Source organism: Pantoea sp. B65 (assembly GCF_047308185.1).
Taxonomy (GTDB): domain Bacteria; phylum Pseudomonadota; class Gammaproteobacteria; order Enterobacterales; family Enterobacteriaceae; genus Erwinia.
In genome coordinates this window covers 274,061-296,355 of the sequence record NZ_JAHXPU010000037.1, presented here as the reverse complement: position 1 = coordinate 296,355, position 22,295 = coordinate 274,061, and the positions used below count along the sequence as shown (strand labels likewise).

At 56.8% G+C, this 22,295-nt stretch carries 16 protein-coding genes and 3 tRNA genes; 7 read left to right on the top strand and 12 right to left on the bottom strand.

Annotated elements, in window-relative coordinates:
* Positions 1–183: 183 nt before the first annotated feature.
* The 4 genes from JWF83_RS17860 to JWF83_RS17845 all read right to left on the bottom strand — a co-directional run bounded on the left by JWF83_RS17860 (position 184) and on the right by JWF83_RS17845 (position 3,066).
* A tRNA-Gly gene (locus tag JWF83_RS17860) sits at positions 184–259 on the bottom strand.
* 39 nt (positions 260–298) lie between these two features.
* A tRNA-Gly gene (locus tag JWF83_RS17855) sits at positions 299–374 on the bottom strand.
* 264 nt (positions 375–638) lie between these two features.
* Positions 639–1,955 carry an LLM class flavin-dependent oxidoreductase gene (locus JWF83_RS17850; RefSeq protein WP_413651748.1) on the bottom strand — a complete coding sequence of 439 codons (1,317 nt, stop codon included), beginning with the start codon at positions 1,953–1,955 and terminating at the stop codon, positions 639–641.
* A gap of 37 nt (positions 1,956–1,992) precedes the next feature.
* Positions 1,993–3,066, bottom strand: a complete 1,074-nt coding sequence (locus tag JWF83_RS17845; RefSeq protein ID WP_413651747.1) for an iron-containing alcohol dehydrogenase family protein — start codon at positions 3,064–3,066, stop codon at positions 1,993–1,995.
* 379 nt (positions 3,067–3,445) lie between these two features.
* Between JWF83_RS17845 and purB the strand changes: the two genes are divergently transcribed.
* Genes purB through JWF83_RS17825 form a run of 4 tightly spaced genes read left to right on the top strand, consistent with a single transcriptional unit; the run spans position 3,446 to position 7,863 of the window.
* Positions 3,446–4,828 carry an adenylosuccinate lyase gene (gene purB / locus JWF83_RS17840; RefSeq protein WP_413651746.1) on the top strand — a complete coding sequence of 461 codons (1,383 nt, stop codon included), beginning with the start codon at positions 3,446–3,448 and terminating at the stop codon, positions 4,826–4,828.
* Positions 4,825–5,379 (top strand): GNAT family N-acetyltransferase, encoded by a 555-nt coding sequence (locus tag JWF83_RS17835; protein WP_413651745.1) that lies wholly within the window; start codon positions 4,825–4,827, stop codon positions 5,377–5,379. Before purB ends, JWF83_RS17835 begins: the two co-directional genes overlap by 4 nt.
* A 1-nt stretch (position 5,380) precedes the next feature.
* Positions 5,381–6,541, top strand: a complete 1,161-nt coding sequence (locus JWF83_RS17830) for an amidohydrolase (protein WP_413651744.1) — start codon at positions 5,381–5,383, stop codon at positions 6,539–6,541.
* Complete coding sequence (locus tag JWF83_RS17825) at positions 6,538–7,863, top strand: MmgE/PrpD family protein (protein WP_413651743.1); 1,326 nt, start codon at positions 6,538–6,540, stop codon at positions 7,861–7,863. The genes JWF83_RS17830 and JWF83_RS17825 overlap by 4 nt, the downstream gene beginning before the upstream one ends.
* Here the strand turns inward: JWF83_RS17825 and JWF83_RS17820 are convergent.
* From JWF83_RS17820 to orn, 6 genes are all read right to left on the bottom strand, one after another.
* Positions 7,853–10,156, bottom strand: a complete 2,304-nt coding sequence (locus JWF83_RS17820; RefSeq protein WP_413651742.1) for a molybdopterin-dependent oxidoreductase — start codon at positions 10,154–10,156, stop codon at positions 7,853–7,855. The genes JWF83_RS17825 and JWF83_RS17820 overlap by 11 nt on opposite strands.
* A 32-nt stretch (positions 10,157–10,188) precedes the next feature.
* Complete coding sequence (locus JWF83_RS17815) at positions 10,189–10,950, bottom strand: amino acid ABC transporter ATP-binding protein (RefSeq protein ID WP_413651741.1); 762 nt, start codon at positions 10,948–10,950, stop codon at positions 10,189–10,191.
* Entirely contained in the window at positions 10,943–11,878 is a 936-nt protein-coding gene (locus tag JWF83_RS17810; RefSeq protein WP_413651740.1) for an amino acid ABC transporter permease, read from the bottom strand. Before JWF83_RS17810 ends, JWF83_RS17815 begins: the two co-directional genes overlap by 8 nt.
* Positions 11,878–12,771, bottom strand: a complete 894-nt coding sequence (locus JWF83_RS17805) for an ABC transporter substrate-binding protein (protein ID WP_413651739.1) — start codon at positions 12,769–12,771, stop codon at positions 11,878–11,880. Before JWF83_RS17805 ends, JWF83_RS17810 begins: the two co-directional genes overlap by 1 nt.
* A gap of 435 nt (positions 12,772–13,206) precedes the next feature.
* Positions 13,207–13,282 (bottom strand) — tRNA-Gly (locus JWF83_RS17800).
* Positions 13,283–13,406: 124 nt separating this feature from the next.
* Complete coding sequence (gene orn / locus JWF83_RS17795) at positions 13,407–13,952, bottom strand: oligoribonuclease (RefSeq protein WP_413651738.1); 546 nt, start codon at positions 13,950–13,952, stop codon at positions 13,407–13,409.
* Positions 13,953–14,054: 102 nt separating this feature from the next.
* Here orn and rsgA point away from each other — a divergent pair, with 102 nt between their 5' ends.
* The 3 genes from rsgA (at position 14,055) to mscM (ending at position 19,436) form a co-directional block, all read left to right on the top strand.
* On the top strand, positions 14,055–15,101 hold the full coding sequence (rsgA, locus tag JWF83_RS17790) for a small ribosomal subunit biogenesis GTPase RsgA (RefSeq protein WP_413651737.1): 1,047 nt from the start codon (positions 14,055–14,057) through the stop codon (positions 15,099–15,101).
* A gap of 99 nt (positions 15,102–15,200) precedes the next feature.
* Complete coding sequence (gene asd / locus JWF83_RS17785; protein ID WP_413651736.1) at positions 15,201–16,100, top strand: archaetidylserine decarboxylase; 900 nt, start codon at positions 15,201–15,203, stop codon at positions 16,098–16,100.
* A 9-nt stretch (positions 16,101–16,109) separates the two neighbouring features.
* Positions 16,110–19,436 carry a miniconductance mechanosensitive channel MscM gene (gene mscM / locus JWF83_RS17780; protein ID WP_413651829.1) on the top strand — a complete coding sequence of 1,109 codons (3,327 nt, stop codon included), beginning with the start codon at positions 16,110–16,112 and terminating at the stop codon, positions 19,434–19,436.
* Between the two features lie 34 nt (positions 19,437–19,470).
* Here mscM and mqo read toward each other — a convergent pair whose 3' ends face one another.
* Positions 19,471–21,117: a malate dehydrogenase (quinone) gene (mqo, locus tag JWF83_RS17775; RefSeq protein WP_413651735.1), complete on the bottom strand. Its 1,647-nt coding sequence runs from the start codon at positions 21,115–21,117 to the stop codon at positions 19,471–19,473.
* Between the two features lie 156 nt (positions 21,118–21,273).
* Positions 21,274–22,251 (bottom strand): elongation factor P--(R)-beta-lysine ligase, encoded by a 978-nt coding sequence (gene epmA / locus JWF83_RS17770; RefSeq protein WP_413651734.1) that lies wholly within the window; start codon positions 22,249–22,251, stop codon positions 21,274–21,276.
* Positions 22,252–22,295: the final 44 nt, after the last annotated feature.

Below are 22,295 nucleotides of genomic sequence, written 5' to 3'. Positions count from 1 at the left end.
TATTATAAATTCAACACTTTATAAAGAATATGTAAGAAAATGCTGATAAGTTCAATCGCGAAGGAAAACAGCGTGCCTGTGGATAACTCTGTTTAAAACATTTTGACAATCTGGAAACGTGACGATACGCAGCTGAGCTATCTCTGTGGATAAATCACCTGGATATGAGAAATGAAAAAAACTTGGAGCGGGAAACGAGACTCGAACTCGCGACCCCGACCTTGGCAAGGTCGTGCTCTACCAACTGAGCTATTCCCGCTTAGGAACTGGCGTACTGTAATGCAGCAAAATCATATTTTGGAGCGGGAAACGAGACTCGAACTCGCGACCCCGACCTTGGCAAGGTCGTGCTCTACCAACTGAGCTATTCCCGCTTAGGAACTGGTTGCTGTAAACAGCGAAAATCTTTTTTTACATCCTGAGGCGCTTTTTCAACCTCTAACCTTTTGATTAAGAAAGGTTTTTATCCATTCCCCTATCAGGAATGGACGCTATTATGGCCTTGTTCGAAAATGATGGCAAGCCCTTTGTTCAGAAAGGTTGTCCGAACGCCTAAAAGTTCGTCACAGCCGCCGCGCGCGCCCTCAGGCACTGACGCTTAACGGCGGCAGAATCATAGGGTTATGCGCAAGCCGCCATCAAACGGCAGCGTCAGGCTCAGGTAAGCCGAGATTTTCCCGTAGCGTACTGTACTGATACTCTTCGCGGAACAGTCCGCGTTTTCTTAATTCCGGGATCACCAGCTCAACAAACAGCGACAGCTGCTCCGGCATAATCGCCGGCATAATATTAAAACCATCGGCGCCGCCCTGCTCCAGCCAGCGCTGGAAATCGTCGGCAATCTCTGCGGCGGTGCCGACCAGCACCCGGTGCCCACGCGATCCGGCAGCGATCGCCGCCAGCTCACGCAGCGTAAGATTTTCGCGCTCGGCTAAATCCGTCAGCAATTTCACCCGGCTCTGGCCGCCTTCGATGTTCGGCGCTTCCGGAACCGGGCCATCCAGCGGGAACTGACTTAAGTCGATGCCAAAACGGGTGGAGAGCTGTTTGATGCCGTTATCGATATCCACCAGCTGGTTAAGCTGACGCCATGTCTCCCAGGCTTCTTCACGGGTGCGGCCGACAATCGGCATCACCCCCGGCAGGATCAGCACATGATCGCGATGGCGTCCGGCCTGTTCCACCAGCTGTTTTTGCGCACGGTAGAACCCCTGAGCCTCTTCCAGCGTGGCCGCGGCGGTAAATACCACTTCTGCGGTCACCGCCGCCAGTTTTTGCCCATCGGCGGACGAGCCGGCTTCAATGATCACCGGACGTCCCTGGGGCGAACGGGAAATATTCAGCGGTCCCTGTACCTGGAAATACTCGCCGCGATGATTGATCGGCTGGATCTTGTCATCGACAAAATATTGTCCGCTGGCCTGATCTGCCAGCACCGCACCTTCCTGCCAGCCCTGCCACAGCTTAAATGTCACCGCAAGAAACTCATGAGCGATGGCATAGCGCTGCGCGTGGTCCGGCATATCATCCCGGCTAAAATTACGCGCCACATCGGTGGAGAATGAGGTCACCACATTCCATGCCGCACGACCATGGCTGATATGATCCAGCGAGGAGAAGATGCGCGCCAGATTAAACGGATCGCTGAAGGTGGTTGAGGCAGTGGCGGCCAGCCCGATATGTTTAGTCTGTACCGCCAGCGCGGATAACAGCGTCAGCGGCTCAAAGCGCGCCATGGTCGACGGCAGGCGATAGACGCTGGTTGCCAGCGCATCGCCGACAAAAAACATATCGAAGGTGCCTTCTTCAGCTTTACGGGCAATCCACGTCAGCCATTCAATATCGGTCGGCGAGCCCTGTTGCTGCGCCAGACGCCAGCCGCTGACATGATGCCCGAGCGGCTGAACAAAAAGGCCGAGGCGCAACTGCCGGCGGCCTGGCGAGGTATCAGACATATTTGATCCTTAACTGATGTACAGTGCGCGGCACAAACTAAAAAGCGCGGTCGGTTGCCAGCAGCGCCTGTTCAATAGCGCTGGCAGCGAGTGAAAACGGCAAACGGGCGGCATTCGCGGCAGAGAATTTCACTTCCCGCGCAATCGCCGCAAAGGTCGCCGCCCGATCGCCACGAAGCGGTGACAGCGTCAGTGGTGCGTCGTACTGGCGCAGCAGCGCCAGCAGTCTGGCATCTGGCTGGCCGTTACCGCTTTCCAGCAACGATTGCACCAGCAAACAAAAACCGACTTTTTCGCCATGCAGCCAGTGATGCAGTTCCGGCTGGTGCGTCAGACGGTTATGGATGGCATGCGCCACGCCGGGGGCGGGCGTCTCATCGCGCATACTGTTGGCCATACCGGCCAGCGCGATATTGGCATCAATCACCTTAATCAGCGCAGGCGTCACTTTCTGCTGCTGATTATCGCCTACCGCCTCAGCACCATATTGTTCAAATGTATCGACCGCCATCCGTGCCGCCTGCACTTTCAGATTCATCGCCAGGCTGTCGGCGTTTTTCTGCTGATAAGGGATAAATTCGTACCATTTGGCCAGCGCATCAACGATGCCGGCTTTCAAATAACGCACGTCACTGTGGGCGATGACTTCACTGTCAACCAGCACCATCACCGGCATCCGCACTAAATCAACGCTGTGCTGCTGGCCGCCCTGCGCATTATAAATGATGCTGACCGGCGACCAGGCGGCGCAGGTGGCGGCCAGCGTGGGCAGCGTCACCAGCGCAACCTGATCGAGGTTGTTAGCCACCGCTTTCGCGGTATCCAGTACCCGGCCGCCGCCAATCCCCAGCACCAGGCTGGCGCCATACTGCTGTACGCGCGCCTGATGCTCGGCAATCGCCTCAGCGCTACACTCTGCGGCGAGGAAATCGACATGATACTCAATATGGTGCGCCTGCAGACTGGCTTCCAGCTGCGGGTTTACCGCCCGCCAGGCCTGCGGACTGCTGATAATCGCGATACGGGTCGCCAGTGGCGCAATATATTCCCCTACCCGGCCAGCAAGACCAGGCTGTTGCAAATAGCTGTGCGGTGATTTTATGGCAAGCACGTTAATTACCTGTTTATTTAATCAGAAAATAACGGGCGTAAAGAACCCGTTCCCGACGAACAGAAACAATATCATCACGGAAAAAGAGATCGCCTCGGCATGAAATTAGCCAGGGTAATAACCTTGTAATTAGAATAAGAAACAGTTCTTTTTCATTATGCTACGAGAAAATAAAAAATAAGCAACGCCAGACCGGTTATTTCATTTTCATAAATTAGCAAAAGCATAGATGAAATTTAGCTATAGCCAGCAAAAGACTTGCACGCTGTGCTGGATCAAAGAAATGATAGGGGCAACTGAGGCTAATTTCAGATAGCGAAATAGTGATATTTGCTATTTCCACACCCTGAAATTAACCCTTAAAAATAATGAGATATTAATGGCCTCACATCCAATAGATTATCTTTTAATTGGTAATAACTTCGGCACACCAGAAATGCGCGATATCTGGTCAGAGCAGAACCGACTGACGCAACAGGTCAGGGTTGAAGTCGCACTGGCCTTAGCAGAAGGTGAGCTGGGGGTTATTCCACAGCAGGCCGCCGAAACTATTGCCCGGCAGGCTGACGCCAGCCTGCTGAATATCGACGCCATTGCCAGCGCGGCGCTGGAGATGAAACATTCACTGATGCCGACCCTGAAAGCGCTGCAGCAGCAGTGTGGTGCAGCCGGTGAATATATTCATTACGGCGTAACCACGCAGGATATTGTGGATACCGCCACGGTATTGCAGCTGAAACAGTCGCTGGCCCTGATGGTGCGTGACTGCGTGGCGGTCAGCGAAGCCCTGATCCAGCTGGCAAAAGAGCACCAGTACACCCTGATGGCCGGGCGCACCCACGGTATGCAGGCACAGCCGACCACCTTTGGTTTTAAAATCGCGGTCTGGCTGGATGAGTTTATCCGCCACCTCGACCGCCTGAAACAGCTTACGCCGCGCCTGCTGACCGGCAATTTGAGTGGCGCCATTTGCACCCACGCCGCGCTGGGCGAATCCGGTCCGCAAGTCGAGCGCCTGGCGCTCAGCCGCCTCGGACTGAATACGCCGAATATTGGCTGGCAGGCGGCACGGGATCGCTTCTCCGAATTTGCCTCGGTGGCGGTACTGATTAGCGGTTCACTGGGTAAAATCGGTAACGAACTTTATAACCTGATGCGCAGCGAAATCAGTGAGATCGAAGAGCCCTTCAGCTTCGGTAAAATCGGCTCTACCACCATGCCGCATAAGCGCAATCCGGCCGCGCTGGAAGGATTAGCCAGCCTGACCGCACCGCTGTTAACCAGCGCCAGTCTGATTTATCACTCAATGCATGTCGAACATGAACGCGATGCCATGAGCTGGCGCGCAGAGTGGCTGGCATTGCCGGAAATCTGCATCTATTTATCCGCCCAGTTACAGAGCGCCCGCGCCATCCTGCCGGGGATCACCGTTAACAAACCCCGGATGCTGGCGAATCTGCAACTGCAGGATGGTTTATTACTCTCGGAAAAAGTGATGTTTGAACTAGGAAAAAAACTGGGAAAACAGAGCGCCCATCATCTGGTTTATCAGTGCGCCATGCAGGCATATGAACAGCAACGCGCCTTCCAGACGGTACTGCTGGAACACCCGGTTATCGCCGCCAATGTCACGCAAGCCGAGCTGGAAAACTGGCTCAATCCGGCAAATTACCTTGGTAGCGCGCCGCAAAAGGTGGATGAGGTGATTCAGTTTGCCCGCCGCTCCGGCCATTTATCGCCGCAAGAGGAACTGACGACATGACAGCACACTACCGTGCGCTAACCCTCGCTGACCGTGATGATTACCTGGCATTGATGCTGGCGGCTTACGCCCCGGTCAGGGCGCTGGGTATTCACTTTGATGCTGCCACCGCGGACCTGGCGAAAGTCAGCCGTCATTTGCAGCAACATGACGTCTGGGGGCTGTTTATCGATCGGCAAATGGTGTCGTCGGTAACCCTTCGCTATCCCTGGGGACCGCTACCGGGACCTTTTGGCTTGCCGCATATCGGCTGGTTTGGCGCGCATCCGGCGTTCAGCGGCAAGGGCTATGGCAAACAGCTGCTCGACTGGCTGGAACAGGAAATATTGCGCGCCAGGCTGAAAGCGCCAGCGGTGTCGCTGGGCACCGCCACCAGCCACCCGTGGCTGCGCGCCATGTATCTGAAACGCGGCTTTCAGCCGATGCACGAAACCGATCTGGGTAAAGGGCATATCACGCTGTATATGAAGAAAGTGCTGGATGAAGCCAGCCATGCCGAGTGGCTGGCGCGCCAGTCGCTGCGCGCCGCACGGACATTAACAGGAGCTTAAAATGTTAGCCATTCCCTCGCAATATCAGGATCTGGCACGGTTTATTCAGGACTTCCGCCACGAAATGCATCGTTATCCGGAGCTGTCCAACCAGGAGTTTGCCACCACCGCGCGGATTAAAGCGGCACTGGAAAACCATCAGATCCGCGTGCTGGATCTGCCATTAACCACCGGTCTGGTCGCGGAAATCGGCGACCCGCTGGCGGAGCCGCTGGTGGTGCTGCGCGCCGACATTGACGCCTTACCGATTGAGGAAAAGTCGGCCGTCGATTACCACTCGCAGTACCCTGGGGTGATGCATGCCTGCGGACATGACTTTCATACTTCGGCCGCCCTCGGCGCCGCTATTATGCTGAAACGCCGTGAACAGAGTCTGCCGGGCCGGGTGCGTATCCTGTTCCAGGCGGCAGAAGAGACCGGACATGGCGCACCGACGCTGCTGGCCACCGGCGCGCTGGATCATGCCGCAGTGATCTTTGGCATTCATAACGATCCAAGCCTGGCGGTAGGCGTGATCGGCAGTAAAGCCGGCGCGCTAACCGCCGGGGTCGATCGTTTCGCGATCGGCGTCGCCGGTACCGGCAGTCATGCGGCACGGCCTCATGAAGGCAACGACCCGATTATTATCGCCGGACAACTGATCGCCGCACTGCAAACGCTGATCGCGCGTAATGTTCAGTCGAGCCAGAATGCCGTGGTCTCGATCACTCAGATCCACAGTGGCAGTACCTGGAATGTGATCCCGGATGGCGCCTGGCTGGAAGGCACGGTACGCAGTTTTGATCAGGCCACCCGTGAACTGATCGAGCGCCGTTTCCGCGAGGTGGTTCAAGGTATCGCCAGCGCTTTTGCCAGCGAAATCACCCTCGACTGGCAACCTGGCCCCCCGTCGGTGGTCAACGATGCCGACTGGGTCGACTTCGCCCTGCAGCAGGGCGAAGCCGTCGGTTTTACGCCGCGCCGGGTAGAAGCCAGCCCGATTGGCGAGGACTTTGCCTTTTACCAACAGCAAATTGCTGGCGCCTTTATCATGGTCGGTTCCGGTGGGCCTTTTGCCCTGCATCATCCGCAGTTTCGCGTTGACGATCGCGCCCTGTTCCCGACGGCAAACTACCTGCTACAACTGGCGGTGGCGGCGCTGGCAAGGCTGGCGAAAGAATGAGCTTAGCGCAGCAACTTGCCGCGCTGATTGTCAGCGCGCGCCCGTCAGCGGAAGCGCGGGAGAAAGCCCGACTGGGGCTGCTGGATTTCCTTGCTGTGACGTTGCCGATAGTCAGTGGCGCGCTTGCCGACGCCGGTCTGAGGAGTTTGCGTCAGATCTATCACGGCGAAGATAGCCTGACGCAGGCGTTACTGTTGGGTTACGCCGGACATGCGCTGGACTTTGATGATTTCCATGCGGACTTTCGCGGCCATCCGGGCACGGTGATCCTGCCGGCATTGTTGGCGTTAGCCGCAGAGCGCCCGCAGCTGAGCGGCGAGCGTTTTCTTGATGCTTACGTGGTGGGTGTCGAAGTTGCCGGTCGTCTCGGGCTGGCCGCCGGTTCACAGCACTACACGCTGGGTTTCCATAATACCGCCACTCTCGGCACCATCGCCGCCGCCGCGGCCGCCGCGCGTCTGCTGGCCGCCAGCACGGATGACACCGCGCGCATTCTCGGCATCGCCGCCACCCGCGCCGGCGGCCTGCGGGCGCAGTTTGGCAGCGCGGTAAAGCCGCTGCATGCCGGTCTGGCGGCGCAGGCGGCAGTCAGCGCCGCCCTGCTGACGCTGGCCGGTTTTCACGGTCAGACACAGCAGGTGCTGGAGAGCTTTTTCCGCGCTTACTGCGCCGGGCAACAACAGCCGGAAAAACTGACTGCCGGCTGGGGAGAACCCTGGCGGGTTATCGCGCCGGGACTGGAATTCAAACCTTACCCCACCTGTTCCGGCACCCACAGCGCGGCCGACGCGGCGCGCCAGCTGCGCCGCCAGTGGCTGCAACAGGGGAACAGTATCGACGCGCTGCATCAGGCGATCCTGCGTATTGAAATCGCCTTCCCGCCAGGTGGCGATATTGCCGCCTTTATCCGTCGTCCGGCCAGCGGTATTGAAGCGCGTTTCAGTCTTGAGTATGTGGTGGCCATCGCCCTGCTACGCGACAACTTGCGGCCAGAGGATTTTGCCGAAGGTCCGGTCGATAGCGAGATTGCGGCGCTGGCAGACCACGCCGTGCGCTGCCCTGACCAGAGTGCCCCGGCGGATGAGCTGAATCCCGCCGCACGCTTCCATCAGGTGACGCTGGTTTTGCGCAACGGCGAGCGCCGGCAACAGCGTGTTACACGCCAGCAAAGCCTCGCCATCCCGCTGGATTTAACGCAAAAGCTGCGCGCCTGTTTACCGGCAGCCACCGCCAGCCAGCTACAACAGATTGTCGTCTGCAGTCAGCTGCAACAACCTGGCGATCTGCAGCAATTGTGTCAGCTTACGCGCATCAGCGGCTAAGCCGCGCGGCCACCGGCGGCAGGAAAGCCTGCACCTCCGGCGGTTCGCCGCAAAATGGCAACACTTCCACCACGGTAATTTGTCCGCTACAACCCTGGCTTAAAGCCGAAGTCCCGATATCCAGCGTCAGTACATTGGGATTACCATGACGGCACATCGGGCGGGCGGCCAGCGGGTCCACCGGGTCATACCAGGCGCCGGTGGGCAACTGCACCACTCCCGGCATAATCGCGTCGCTGATATCCACGCAGGCCAGCGCAATACCGCGCGTGTTTACAATCTGCACCACATCATGCTGATTAATCCCGCGCTGACGCGCGTCATGCGGGTGCATCCGGCACACTTCTCTGCCGCGCCGTTTCATCTCCATACTGTGCTGACCAAAATCGAGCTGGCTGTGCAGACGCGAAGCGGGCTGATTGGCAATCAGATACAACGGATGCTGTGCGTCCGGCTGTTCCCGCGGCGTCAGCCACTGCCCATGGCCGGGGCAATCCGCATCGGCAAAGCCAGCAATGGTGGCGGAGAAAATTTCAATTTTTCCGCTGGGCGTGGCTAACGGCTGTTGCTGCGGATCGGCGCGAAACGCTTTCAGCATGCGGCCGCCATCCTTAATTTGCGGTAATTCCAGCACCCCCTGCCGCCAGAACTTGTCAAAATCGGGAAGGGTTACCTGCTGCGCGGCCAGCCGCTGCTGCAACTGCTGGTAGTGATAGATCAGCCACTGCCGCGCGCTGCGCCCTTCGGTAAATTCCGCTGCACGTCCTGCACGCCGGGCCAGTTCCGTAAAGATCTCATAGTCATCTTTCGCCTGCCCATATGGCTGCGCCACCTGCTGCATCGCGATCAGATGGCGGTCAGTGGGTGCGCCGCCAATATCTTCCCGTTCCAGCGTCATGGTGCTGGGTAACACCAGATCGGCATGGCGGGCAGTGGCGGTCCAGGCAACTTCGTGGACAATTAACGTATCCAGCTGGCTGAAAGCCTGACGTAAACGCGCCAAATCCTGGTGATGATGGAAAGGATTACCACCGGCCCACCACGCCAGTTTGATTGTCGGGTAGGTCAGATCGCGGCCGTTATAGCGAAACCGCTGGCCGGGGTGCAGCAGCATATCAACAATGCGCGCCACCGGGATAAAACGGTCAATGCCATTTTTTCCCTGCGGCAGAGCGGGAAACGATACCAGGTTATGATGTTTACCATAGTGTCCCAGCGCGCCCAGCGCATAAGCGAAACCACCGCCGGGCAGGCCCGGTTGTCCTAAGGCTGCGGCCAGCACCAGTCCCAGCCATACCGGTTGTTCACCATGCTGCGCGCGCTGTAAGGCATGCGCCACGCTGATCACGACCCGTCGGCCCGGCAACTGTGCCGCCAGCGCTTCAATACGTCCGGCATCGATGCCACAAATCGCCGCCGCCCACTGCGCATCACGCGGCTGGCCGTCGTTTTCGCCGCTGAGGTACGCTGCCAGCGTTTCCCAACCGACACAATAACGCGTCAGGAAGTCCCGATCGTGCCAGCCATTTTTCATCAGCGTGTGCAATAGCGCCAGCATCAATGCCGCATCGGTGCCGGGACGGATCGGGATCCATGCCCCCTGCGCCTCCTCCGGCAGATCGCTGCGCAACGGACTGACCGACAGGAACTGCGTGCCACGTGCCGCGGCGGCGCGGATAAAGCCGCGCTCCGTATGTTCACTCAGGCCGCCGCTGGCAACCTGTGAGTTTTTTAGCGCCAGCCCGCCGAAAGAGAGCAACACATCGGTATGCTGCGCAATCTCTTCCCAGCTGACGCCACGGCGCGCCACTTCATTCATATCGCCGACGATATGCGGCAGGATCACCGCCGCCGCCCCGGAACTGTAGCTGTTTACCGAACGGACATAGCCACCGATCACCGTATTCAGAAAGCGATGAACCTGACTCTGCGCATGATGAAAACGTCCGGCGCTCGACCAGCCGTAAGAACCGCCAAATACGGCCTGTGGACCGAATTCACCACTGACGCGCTGCAGTTCTGCAGCAGCCAGTTGATAAGCCTGCTCCCAGCTAATGGCGAGATATTCGTCCGCGCCGCGCCGGGCATCGGCGCCGGGGCCATTTTCCAGCCAGCCGCGTCGCACCATCGGTTGCCGGACGCGCACCGGATGATTCAGTACGTTTGCAAAGTTTTTTAACAGCGGGCTGGGATCGGGATCGCCGGGGAACGGCGTGATATCAAGACGGTTATTCTGCAGGCGCGCGCTAAACGCGCCCCAGTGGGAACTGTGTACCGCGGATCGGTCAGTCATAACGGAGGTCCGGCAGAGAGAGAAAGATGGCGCTATAACACCGTCGATAAGAAATGGCGAAAACGAACATTTTGCGTGTCATCGAGCACGGTTTTTCCTGGTCCTGACGCGATAATTTTCCCCTCTTCCATAAAAATAATGTTGTCGGCCACCTCGCGGGCAAAACCCACTTCATGGGTTACCACCACCATAGTAATGCCGGAATGGGCCAGTTTTTTAATCACCTGCAGCACCTCCCCCACCAGTTCCGGATCGAGCGCCGATGTCGGTTCATCAAACAGCATCACTTCGGGATCCATTGCCAGCGCACGGGCGATCGCCACACGCTGTTGCTGGCCACCGGACAGTTGCTGCGGCCAGTCATCTTCACGCGTCGCCAGCCCCACCTGTTGCAATAGCGAACGCGCTTTGGCGATCGCCTGCCGACGGCTCTGTTTTTTCACCCGTATCGGCGCATCAATGATATTTTGCAGCACGGTGCGGTGCGGAAACAGGTTGAACTGCTGAAACACCATCCCGGTGCGGCTGCGCTGGGCGGCGATTTGCCGGCTGCTCAGCTCATACAGCGTCTGGCCAGCCTGCTTATAGCCCACCAGTTCGCCGCCAATACGAATGGTACCGCCATCCAGTTTTTCCAGGTGGTTGATACAACGCAGCAGCGTCGACTTGCCGGAGCCGGATGGCCCGAGGATCACCGTCACCGAACCGGCGGGAATGTCGAGATCGATACCATCAAGAATGGTATTGCCGGAGAAACGCTTGGTGACCTTCCGTAACTGAATCGCCTCACCCATTGCTGGTTCTCCCTGACTCCATGCTATATACCGCTACCGGCGTTTTAGGTTTTACGCTTTCCGGCTTCACTTTGCGGCGAATGCTGCTGCGGCTGAAGTGGCGTTCAACATAGTATTGCGCAATCGACAGCAACGAGGTCATCACCAGATACCACAGGGTGGCCACCAGCAACAACGGGATCACTTCATAGGTGCGCTGATAGATAATCTGCGCCGAAAACAGCACATCCTGCAGCGAAATCACGGAAACCACCGCGGTGGTTTTCAACTGGCCGATAACTTCATTGCCGGCGGGCGGTAATATGGCGCGCATCGCCTGTGGCAGGACGGTGTGGCGAAAAATTTGCGCCGGGCGATAGCCCAACGCTCTGGCGGCTTCAATTTGCCCGTTGCCGACACTCTGGATCCCGGCACGCACAATCTCTGCGGCATAGGCGGACTGATGCATCACCAGCGCAATCACCGCCGCGCTAAACGGGCTGATCAGTGAATTAGCCGAGGCGCTCCAGATCTCCCCGACCCACGGCAGCGACAGTGAAATAGTGGGGTAAAGCGCCGCAATGTTGTACCAGAGGAACAGCTGTACCAGCATCGGCACGCCACGGAAAAACCACGTATAGGCCCAGCTGACGGCCACCAGTACCGGGTTAGCCGACAGTCGCATCAGCGCCAGCAGCGTGCCGCCGGCAAAACCGAGGATCACGGAAATCGCCGTCAGCTTCAGCGTCATCAGCACCCCCTGCAGAATCGACTCTTCGGTGAAGCTGGCGGCGATCACCGACCATTCGAAACGGGGGTTATTCATCATTGAGTTAGCGATGGCCAATAGCACCAGCGCGACTAACAGGGCGCTGATCCAGCGCCCGATATAGCGCTTACCGACAATGCGTAGTTCTTCAGTATGCTGCTCTGTTTGCCTGGCGCTCATCACAGGATCTCTTCATTACGCTTCGCTTCTTTTACCGCACCGAAACCAATCGACCACTTATCAAGGATCTGTTGATAAGTCCCGTCTTTGATTAACGAATTTAGCGCCGCCTGAACCGCTTCTTCCAGCGGGGACGCTTTCGGGAAGGCAATCGATACCGGCGCATCATTAACATGAATTTCGCCACTCATGGTCAGTGGCTTAACCTGCTGTACCTGCCAGCTGAGACCTTCAAACGGGCCAAAAAACATCGGCACGCGTCCGCTCACCACCGCCTGCACGCCCGACGGGCGATCCGGGAATACGGCAGTCTTAATCGGCGCTTTGCCCGCTGCCTGACACGCTTTGCTGGCGTCCTCCAGTCGGGTCAGCTGCGTGGTGCCGGCACCGGCGCCAATCTGCTGGCCGCAGACCGCAAGGAATGAGGTGAAAGCAGCAATATTGGCGTCTTTGCGCGAAATCACGCCCAGACGAGAGGCATCGTAATAGCTGACGAAGTCCACCTGGTCCATACGTTTTTTGGTGGCATTAATATTCGATAACGCCACATCGTAGCGGCCAGATTTCAGGCCAGGGATAATATTGTCGAAACCACCGGTGTCCTGCCAGTGCACCGCTACGCCTAATCTGCCGGCAACGGCACTCATAATATCGATTTCGCGTCCGGCGAGAGTCTTATTATCTTCCTGATAAAAAGTGGTCGGCGGAGTGTTCGGATTGGTTCCGGCCAGAATATATCCGCGTTTAAGAATATCCGCCGGTAATTTACTTTTCAGCTGATTATCCGCGGTCACGGTGAAAGTGGTATGCGCCGGCACATTTTGTTCTTCCGCCCATGCCGAAGAGAAACTTCCCGCCATCAATAGCGGCAGCATTAATGTGGATAATTTCATAGAGGAAGCCTTTTCCTGATATAACCAAGACAATCACGTTCGCTGTGGTAAATACAACGAAAAACACAAGGTTGCGTGAGCTATTTTTAATCTAATAAATACAGGCGGAATGCAGAGTTACGGCCTGGAAATTCATTCTGAAGGCATAGCCCATTTGCTGACAAATGATAAAAATGGCTAAGTAAACCCGAATAGCGGATAAGGGCAAGGTGATAACGGCTGGGGGGAACGAATTAAAATTCAGCAGGTAACAAAGGGGCTAAAAGGCTAATGCCAGTCAGTTAAGCTACAGGGTTTCAGATAGCCGTAGGGATAATGCCCCAGACTCCCGGAACAGCTCCGACAGGGAATGCCCCGAATACAGAATGCAAAAAAGGGCCAAAAGGCCCTTTTTCGCTTTGCTTGCCGGGGTAAACACCTCAACAAGACTTAATCTGGAGCGGGAAACGAGACTCGAACTCGCGACCCCGACCTTGGCAAGGTCGTGCTCTACCAACTGAGCTATTCCCGCTTAGGCGTATCGGATGAAATTGTTCATCGGTACGGGGAGCGCATTATACGAGTATTCTGCGCATCCGCAAGCCCCGGCGGCAATTTTTTTATCATCCTGGTGAAAATCTTTCCCGCCGCAGGCGTCAGAGCTGAATAAAATGCTCGCGGTAGTATGCCAGTTCGGCCACCGACTCACGAATATCATCCAGCGCCTGGTGGGTTCCCTGTTTTTTAAAGCCTGGCAGGATCGCCGGTTTCCAGCGACGCGCCAGCTCTTTTAGGGTACTGACGTCAAGGTAACGGTAGTGGAAGTAAGCTTCCAGTTCCGGCATATATTTAAACAGAAAACGACGATCCTGGCCGACGCTATTACCGCAAATCGGCGAGCTATTCGCCGGGCACCACTGCTGCAGAAAGGCGATGGTCGCCAGCTCCGCCGCATGATCGTCATACTGGCTGGCTTTCACCCGCTCCACCAGACCGCTGCCGGTGTGGGTACGCACGTTCCAGTCATCCATTAGCGCCAGCTGTTCATCACTCTGATGCACCGCCAGTACCGGCCCTTCCGCCAGCACATTCAAATTGGCGTCGGTGACCAGGGTGGCGATTTCAATAATGCGATCGCGCTCCGGATCGAGGCCAGTCATTTCAAGGTCGATCCAAATCAGGTTATTTTCATTTCCGCTCATGGTTAATCCCGCAGTTGCCAAAGTCGTCATATTAACGAATAAGGGTGTATCATAGACGTTTTGCCCGGTATGGGCGAACAGCCGTCAGTCCTGTGAGGAAGAGTGAGCAAAAATAAACTGTCCAAAGGTCAGCAACGTCGCGTAAGCGCCAACCACGATCGCCGCCTGAAACAACGTGAGGGCAAGCCAGAACCAGACGATAGCATGTTTGGTGAAGCGCGTGACGGGGTGGTGATTAGCCGTTTTGGCATGCACGCCGACGTCGAGGATGCTGATGGATCGGTGCATCGCTGCAACATTCGTCGCACCCTGCGTTCGCTGGTCACCGGCGACCGCGTGGTCTGGCGTCCCGGTCAGGGAACCATGGTCAAAGGCATTGTCGAAGCGGTGCATGAGCGCACCTCGGTGCTGACGCGCCCGGACTTCTACGACGGCGTAAAACCGATTGCCGCCAATATCGATCAGATCGTGATTGTTTCCGCCATCCTGCCAGAGCTGTCGCTGAATATTATCGACCGTTATCTGGTCGCCAGTGAAACACTGGAGGTGGAACCGCTGCTGGTACTGAATAAAACCGATCTGCTGGATGATAAAGGGCGTGCCTTTGTTGATGAGCAGATGGAGATTTACCGGCATATTGGTTATCGCGTACTGATGGTCTCCAGCCATGAAAAACAGGGTCTGGAAGAGCTGGAAAGCGCACTGACCGACCGTATCAGCATCTTTGCCGGTCAGTCCGGCGTCGGCAAATCCAGCCTGCTGAACGCCCTGCTCGGCCTGGATTTGGGTCGCGATGAGATCCTGACCAACGATGTTTCCGGCGTTTCCGGTCTTGGTCAGCACACCACCACCGCCGCCCGCCTCTATCACTTCCCCCATGGCGGCGACGTTATCGACTCCCCAGGCGTACGCGAATTTGGCCTCTGGCATCTCGAGCCGGAACAAATCACCCGTGGATTTGTCGAATTCCGTGAGTTTTTAGGCGATTGTAAGTTCCGCGACTGCAAGCATGACACCGATCCAGGTTGTGCCATCCGCGCGGCGGTAGAAAACGGTACGATCAATGAGTCACGTTTCTACAATTATCATCGCATTCTGGAAAGCATGTCAGAGATGAAGACGCGTAAGAACTTTGCTAACGAAGAGTGATCTTATGTTACAGGTGGTTGCATAGCCTTATAGATTGCGCACTGCTACAATTCGCCCCCATTTTTCTCTCAACGTCGTGAATTAAGCCAGGAGGCTAACGTGTTGGATCGTATAAAACTCCGCCTGAATTATCTGCTGCCAAAGAAGTGGCTGACTGAATTAGCCGGATGGGGCGCCAGCAAGCGCGCGGGATGGCTGACCAAAGCGGTGATCGATATTTTTGTCTGGTACTACAAGGTGGATATGTCTGAGGCGCAAAAGCCAGACACCGCCGCCTATCGTACCTTCAATGATTTCTTCGTGCGCCCGCTGCGTGACGACGTGCGCCCTCTCGATACTGACCCTAATCTGCTGCTGCAACCGGCCGATGGCGCCATCAGTCAGCTCGGGCATATCGACGGCGACAGCATTTTCCAGGCGAAGGGACATCTCTACTCGCTGGAAGCGCTGCTGGCAGGTAACTACCAGATGGCCGATCGCTTCCGCGACGGTGAGTTTGTGACCACTTACCTCGCACCGCGCGACTATCACCGCGTGCATATGCCATGTAACGGTATTCTGCGCGAAATGATCTATGTCCCGGGCGATCTGTTCTCGGTGAATCCACTGACTGCGCAGAATGTGCCGAATCTGTTTGCACGTAATGAACGCGTCATCTGCTACTTCGATACTGAGTTTGGCCCGATGGCCCAGATCCTGGTGGGCGCGACGATCGTCGGCAGCATCGAAACCGTCTGGTCAGGCACCGTGACGCCACCGCGTACCGGGGTGATTAAACGCTGGAGCTGGCCGGGCGCCGATGAAGATGGCGCCGTGGTGCTGTTAAAAGGTCAGGAGATGGGCCGTTTTAAATTGGGCTCCACGGTTATCAACCTGTTTGCCCCTGGCCGGATAAAGCTGGCAGAGAGTCTGACGCCAGAAGCTAAAACCCGTCTGGGCCAACCGCTGGCGATCTCATTGCAGAAGACCGATGCGGACACTGTGTTACATCACCCATAGCAGACTCCTATTGTGCGCCTGATTCTCTCAATATTGCTGGGCTGCTGTTTAAGTTTGCCCGTTTTCGCCGCCGGCTTGCCGGATGAGTCCCAGGTTAAGCAGGAGCTTGATCAGGCTAAGTCTGGCAAGAGCTCAGCGGGACAGACCGAGCTGGTGCAAACGCTGGAGACCGCCCTTAACTGGCTGAATGAGCGCAAAGCCTCGCTCGATCTCACCCAGCAATATCAGCAGGTGATCGACGATTTCCCGAAGCTGTCACGTGAACTGCGCCAGCAGATCACCAGTCTGACGGACAGCACCAGGCCGGTACGCGCCAATATGAGCAGCGCCGAGCTGGATCAGGAGATCCTGCAGATTAGCAGCCAGCTGCTGGAAGAGGGCCGTCAGGCCCAGCAGGAGCAGGATCGCGCACGGGAAATCAGTGATTCGCTGTCACAACTGCCGCAGCAGCAGACCGAAGCGCGTCGCGCGCTAAGTGACGTTGAGCGGCGGCTACAGTCACAGCCCAGCCCCACGACGCCGCTGGCGCAGGCGCAGGCTTACGCGCGTCAGGCGGAGTCCGCCGCGCAGAAAGCGCGGGTGGATGAGCTGCAGCTGGCCCAGCTGTCGGCGAATAACCGTCAGGAACTGGCGCGGATGCGCGCCGAAGTGCATCAGAAAAAAGCCGCCCAGCTGGATAACTACCTGCAGGCGCTGCGTAATCAGCTAAACAGCCAGCGCCAGCGCGAAGCGGAGCTGGCGCTGGAGCGCACCGAACAGCTGGCGGAAAACAGCGGCGATCTGCCGCCGGGCATCACCGAACAGTTCCGCGTCAACCGCGAGCTTTCCGGCGCGTTGAATCAGCAGGCGCAGCGCATGGACCTGATGGCGTCGCAACAGCGTCAGGCCACTAACCAGACCATTCAGGTGCGTCAGGCGCTGAGTACCATCCGCGAACAGTCACAGTGGCTGGGCGCCTCCAATTTGCTGGGTGAAGCCCTGCGCGCCCAGGTCTCACGTCTGCCCGACATGCCGAAATCCCAGCAGCTGGATAGCGATATGGGTCAGCTGCGGGTGCAGCGCCTGAACTACGAAGATCTGCTTAATCGTCAGGCACAACTCAGGCAGCAAAAGCAGGAGAATGGCGAGGAACTGACCAACGAACAGAAACGGATTCTGGAAGCCCAGCTGCGCACCCAGCGTGAGCTGCTCGGCTCGCTGATCTCCGGCTGCGATACCCTGATTCTGGAAGTCACCAAACTGAAGGTGGCCAACAGCCAGCTGGAAGACGCGCTGACCGAAATCAAACAGGCCGCCCACCGCTATCTGTTCTGGACGGCGGACGTCAGCCCGATCGGTCTGAGTTATCCGATCGATCTGGCCCACGATCTTACCCGCCTGCTGTCGCTGGATACTCTGGGTCAGCTCGGCGGCGCTTTTGTCATGATGGTTACCAGCCGGGAAACGGTACTGCCGATTATCGCGGCGCTACTGCTGGTCGGCATAAGCATCAGTTCACGCCGCCATTACCATGCGTTCCTCGAACGTGCCACCAGCCGCGTGGGAAAAGTGACGCAGGATCAGTTCAGCCTGACCCTGCGCACGGTCTTCTGGTCGATTGTCGTCGCCTTGCCGCTGCCGGTACTCTGGGCGGCGCTGGGCTACGGTTTGCAACATGCCTGGCCCTATCCCATCGCCGTGGCGATTGGCGATGGCGTCACCGCCACGCTGCCGGTACTGTGGGCGTTTATGATCAGCGCCGCCTTTGCCCGGCCGCAGGGGCTGTTTGTGGTGCATTTCCGCTGGCCGCAGCTACGGGTAGCGCGGGCGATGCGTTACTACTTACTGTCGATCGGCTTTATTGTGCCGCTGATTATGCTGCTGATTGCTTTCGATAATCTGGAAGATCGCCAGTTTTCCGCGACCCTCGGCCGGCTGTGCTTTGTGCTGATTTGCGGCGCCCTGAGTCTGGTAACCGTCAGCCTGAAGCGTGCCGGGCTGCCGCTCTACCTGGATAAAGAAGGCAACAGCGATAACTTTCTGAATAAGATTCTGTGGAATCTGATGTTCTGTATTCCGCTGATCGCCGCGCTCGCCTCCTGCATTGGCTATCTGGCTACCGCCCAGGCGCTGCTGGCAAGGCTGGAAACCTCGGTCGCTATCTGGTTCCTGCTGCTGATCATCTACCATATTATCCGCCGCTGGATGCTGATTCAGCGCCGTCGTATCGCCTTTGACCGTGCGCGTCAGCGCCGTGCCGATATGCTGGCGCATCGCGCCCGTGGTGAAGAAGAGAGCTCGCATAATGGCGAGGGCGTAGAGGTTGATGAACCGGTTATCGACCTTGACGCCATCAGCGCCCAGTCGCTGCGGCTGGTGCGTTCCATTCTGACCCTGATAGCGCTGGTTTCGGTGATTGTGCTGTGGTCGGAAATCCATTCCGCCTTCGGCTTTCTGGAGAATATCAAGCTGTGGGACGCCAGCACTACGGTACAGGGTGTGGAAAGCATTGAACCCATTACCCTCGGTGCGGTACTTATCGCTATCCTGGTGATTATTATCACCACCCAGCTGGTACGCAATATGCCCGCCCTGCTGGAGCTGGCGCTGTTACAGCATCTGAATTTAACCCCGGGCACCGGTTATGCCATCACCACACTGACCAAGTATCTGCTGCTACTGATTGGTGGCGTGGTCGGGTTCTCAATGATTGGCATTGAGTGGTCGAAATTGCAGTGGCTGGTCGCCGCCCTCGGTGTCGGTTTAGGCTTTGGCTTGCAGGAGATTTTCGCCAACTTTATCTCGGGCCTGATTATTCTGTTTGAAAAACCGATTCGTATCGGCGATACCGTCACCATCCGTGATTTAACCGGCAGCATTACCCGGATCAATACCCGCGCCACCACCATTACCGACTGGGACCGTAAAGAGATTATCGTGCCGAATAAGGCCTTTATCACCGAGCAGTTTGTTAACTGGTCGCTGTCGGACTCGGTGACACGTGTGGTGCTGACTATTCCGGCGCCGGCCGCCGCCAACAGCGAAGAGATCAGTCATATCCTGCTGCAAGCCTCAGAGCGCTGTACCTATGTGCTGGATACGCCGCAGCCGGAAGTGTTCCTGGTCGATCTGCAGCAGGGCATCCAGCTGTTTGAGTTGCGTATTCATGCCGCAGAGATGGGGCACCGTATGCCGCTGCGTCACGAGCTGCATCAGCTGATTCTGCACGGATTCCGTGAGCATGGTATTGAGATGCCGTTCCCGCCCTTCCAGGTGCGAATGGAGACGCTGGGACGTAAAACCCCCGCCAGCAATGGCGCGCCAGCGGCAAGAACCTTTAAATCCGGGGGATTGTAAGCCCCGCGCCGCGGATGCGGCGCGGGAGACCCGCTTACAGCGCCATATCGTGCTGTGGGCTGGTGGTTACTTTTGGCTGAGCTGGCGCTTCAGCCGTTTTCTCTGTCATCTGAATCACCGGCGGCTTTGTCAGCTGCAGTGTCGCGGCAGTATCATCCCAAACCTGCTGGGTCAGCGCGACATTATCATTCAGCTTCTGGCCGAAGCTCGGCACAACTTTACGGATTTTGCTCTGCCACTCTGGCGTTTTGAACTGTTCAGGGAACAGTTTTTCCATCACGCTCAGCGCAATCGGAGCGGCCGTTGAAGCTCCCGGAGAAGCGCCCAGCAATGCCGCCACGGTTTTCTGCTGATCGGTGACAATTTCAGTACCCAGCTTGAGTACGCCGCCTTTCGCTTCATCTTTTTTGATGATCTGCACGCGCTGGCCAGCCTGAATCAGCTTCCAGTCCTCTTTCTTCGCGTCCGGGTAGTACTCTTTCAGCGCAGCGAAGCGATCGTCATCATTTAACATCACCTGACCGATCAGATATTTGACCAGGTCAAAGTTATCCATCCCGACATGGGTCATTGGCAGGAAGTTACTGGTGGTGGTGGTGCTCAGCAGATCAAACAGCGATCCATTCTTCAGAAACTTGGTGGAGAAGGTGGCAAAAGGACCAAACAGCACCACTCTTTTGCCATCGAGGAAACGGGCATCCAGATGCGGTACCGACATCGGCGGCGCACCGACCGAGGCCTGACCGTAAACCTTCTCCTGATGACGGCTGGTTATCGCCGGATTGTCCGCGACCAGGAAGGAGCCGCCGACCGGGAAACCGGCATAGTTATCGGCTTCAGGAATGCCGGTTTTTTGCAGCAACTTCAGCGCGCCGCCACCGGCGCCAATAAACACATATTTAGCATCAACCGCGCGTTGCTCACCGCTGTTGCCATCTTTAATCGTGACATGCCAGGAGTTATCGCTATTACGCTTAAAGTCGGTAACTTCTGCCGAGGTCTGCAGCGTGAAGTTGTGGTTCTTCTTCAGGCTGCCAATCAGCTGACGGGTAATTTCACCGTAGTTGACGTCAGTTCCCACCGGCGTCCAGGTCGCCGCCACTTTCTGCTGCGCGTCACGCCCTTCCATAACCAGTGGCGCCCACTGCTGGATCTGCTGGTGATCGGTAGAGAACTGCATGCCCTGGAACAGGGTGGTTTTTTGCAGTGCTGCGTAGCGCTTCGTCAGATACTCAACGTTCTTATCACCCCAGACAAAACTCATATGTGGCGTGGAGTTAATGAAGGAGTGCGGATTATTCAGCACGCCGCTCTTCACCTGCGCCGTCCAGAACTGACGTGAAATCATAAAGGCTTCATTGATCTCCAGCGCTTTGCTGACATCAATGGTACCGTCCGGGCGCTCAGGGGTATAGTTGAGTTCCATATTGGCCGAGTGGCCGGTGCCGGCATTGTTCCAGCCATTGGAGGATTCGAGCGCGACCCCATCCAGCTTTTCAACCATAAGTTGTTTCCAGCCGGGCTGCAGCTCTTCCAGCCAGGTGCCCAGCGAGGCACTCATGATGCCGCCGCCGACCAGCAGCACGTCTGTTTTTTGTGGTGAGGTTTCAGCGCGCGTCGCTGAACAAATCAGCAATGCTGAGAGGGAAATCGCGGTAACTAATTTTGTTGCTTTAGGCATGCTAAATCTACACTTTGTTACTTGATGATATTAAAAAGTACGCAAAGTTTAAAATATTGTTATCGCCAGGTTGGAGAGTTTTTAGTTTTTTAATTAAAAATAATGATGCTTATTGTGTTAATGACCAAAGGCGGCATCTATGCCGCCCCTGGTGTATCAGCAGCGATCGACCGCGAATGCCAGCACATCGCTTAAACTTTCGGCTTTTAGCGCCAGCATCACCAGACGATCCACGCCCAGCGCCACGCCTGAACAATCCGGCATACCGTGCTCCAGCGCATCCAGCAGATTGGTGTCGATCGGCTGCTGCGGCAAGCCACGCGCTGCACGACGGCGGTTATCCTGCTCAAAACGCTGACGCTGTTCGCGGCTGTCGGTCAGTTCGCGGAAGCCATTCGCCAGCTCAATGCCTTTGTAATAGACCTCAAAACGCTCCGCCACCCGATGATCCTCGGTACTGATTTCGGCCAGTGCCGCCTGGCTCGCCGGAAAGTGATAAACAAATGCCGGTTTATCCTGACCAATTTTCGGCTCGACACCGAGCATAAAGAGCAGTTGCAGCAGGGTATCACGATCCTCTTCGGCATTCGCCAGATCGCCGGCGCCCAGTTTATCCGCCACTTCACGCAGCTGGGTTTTATCCGCAGATAACGGATCCATATCCAGATGGCGAATAAACGCCTGCTGATAGGAGAGCGTTTCCGCGCTGTCGCACTCCAGTACCTGCTGCAGCAAATCGTCCACTTCATTCATCAGCCGATACATATCGTAATGCGGACGGTACCACTCCAGCATGGTGAATTCCGGATTATGATGGCGCCCCGCTTCTTCGTTGCGGAAGCTGCGGCACAGCTGGTAAATCGGGCCGCTACCTGCCGCCAGCAGGCGCTTCATATGGTATTCCGGGCTGGTCATCAGATAGAGATCCAGCCCTGCCGCTGCGCCCGGTCCGACAAAACGTGTCTGAAACGGGAACAGGTGAATATCCGTCACCGTTGCCTGACTCATCGCCGGGGTTTCCACCTCCAGCACGCCACGATCGGCAAAGAAACGTCGAATTTCAGCCATAATTGCTGCACGTTTCAACAAATTGGCAATAGTTGCGCTCGGCCGCCAGCTTGCCGTATCGCTCATGGTGTTCACTCCTCAGTCAAACAGGGGGATGAAGTCTACCCGTA

Bases quoted from the DNA above. Each gene is read 5' to 3' on its own strand.
- JWF83_RS17850 (WP_413651748.1), bottom strand. From the start codon at position 1,955: ATGTCTGATACCTCGCCAGGCCGCCGGCAGTTGCGCCTCGGCCTTTTT.
- purB (WP_413651746.1), top strand. From the start codon at position 3,446: ATGGCCTCACATCCAATAGATTATCTTTTAATTGGTAATAACTTCGGC.
- JWF83_RS17835 (WP_413651745.1), top strand. From the start codon at position 4,825: ATGACAGCACACTACCGTGCGCTAACCCTCGCTGACCGTGATGATTAC.
- JWF83_RS17830 (WP_413651744.1), top strand. From the start codon at position 5,381: ATGTTAGCCATTCCCTCGCAATATCAGGATCTGGCACGGTTTATTCAG.
- JWF83_RS17825 (WP_413651743.1), top strand. From the start codon at position 6,538: ATGAGCTTAGCGCAGCAACTTGCCGCGCTGATTGTCAGCGCGCGCCCG.
- JWF83_RS17820 (WP_413651742.1), bottom strand. From the start codon at position 10,156: ATGACTGACCGATCCGCGGTACACAGTTCCCACTGGGGCGCGTTTAGC.
- JWF83_RS17815 (WP_413651741.1), bottom strand. From the start codon at position 10,950: ATGGGTGAGGCGATTCAGTTACGGAAGGTCACCAAGCGTTTCTCCGGC.
- JWF83_RS17810 (WP_413651740.1), bottom strand. From the start codon at position 11,878: ATGAGCGCCAGGCAAACAGAGCAGCATACTGAAGAACTACGCATTGTC.
- JWF83_RS17805 (WP_413651739.1), bottom strand. From the start codon at position 12,771: ATGAAATTATCCACATTAATGCTGCCGCTATTGATGGCGGGAAGTTTC.
- orn (WP_413651738.1), bottom strand. From the start codon at position 13,952: ATGAGCGGAAATGAAAATAACCTGATTTGGATCGACCTTGAAATGACT.
- mqo (WP_413651735.1), bottom strand. From the start codon at position 21,117: ATGCCTAAAGCAACAAAATTAGTTACCGCGATTTCCCTCTCAGCATTG.
- epmA (WP_413651734.1), bottom strand. From the start codon at position 22,251: ATGAGCGATACGGCAAGCTGGCGGCCGAGCGCAACTATTGCCAATTTG.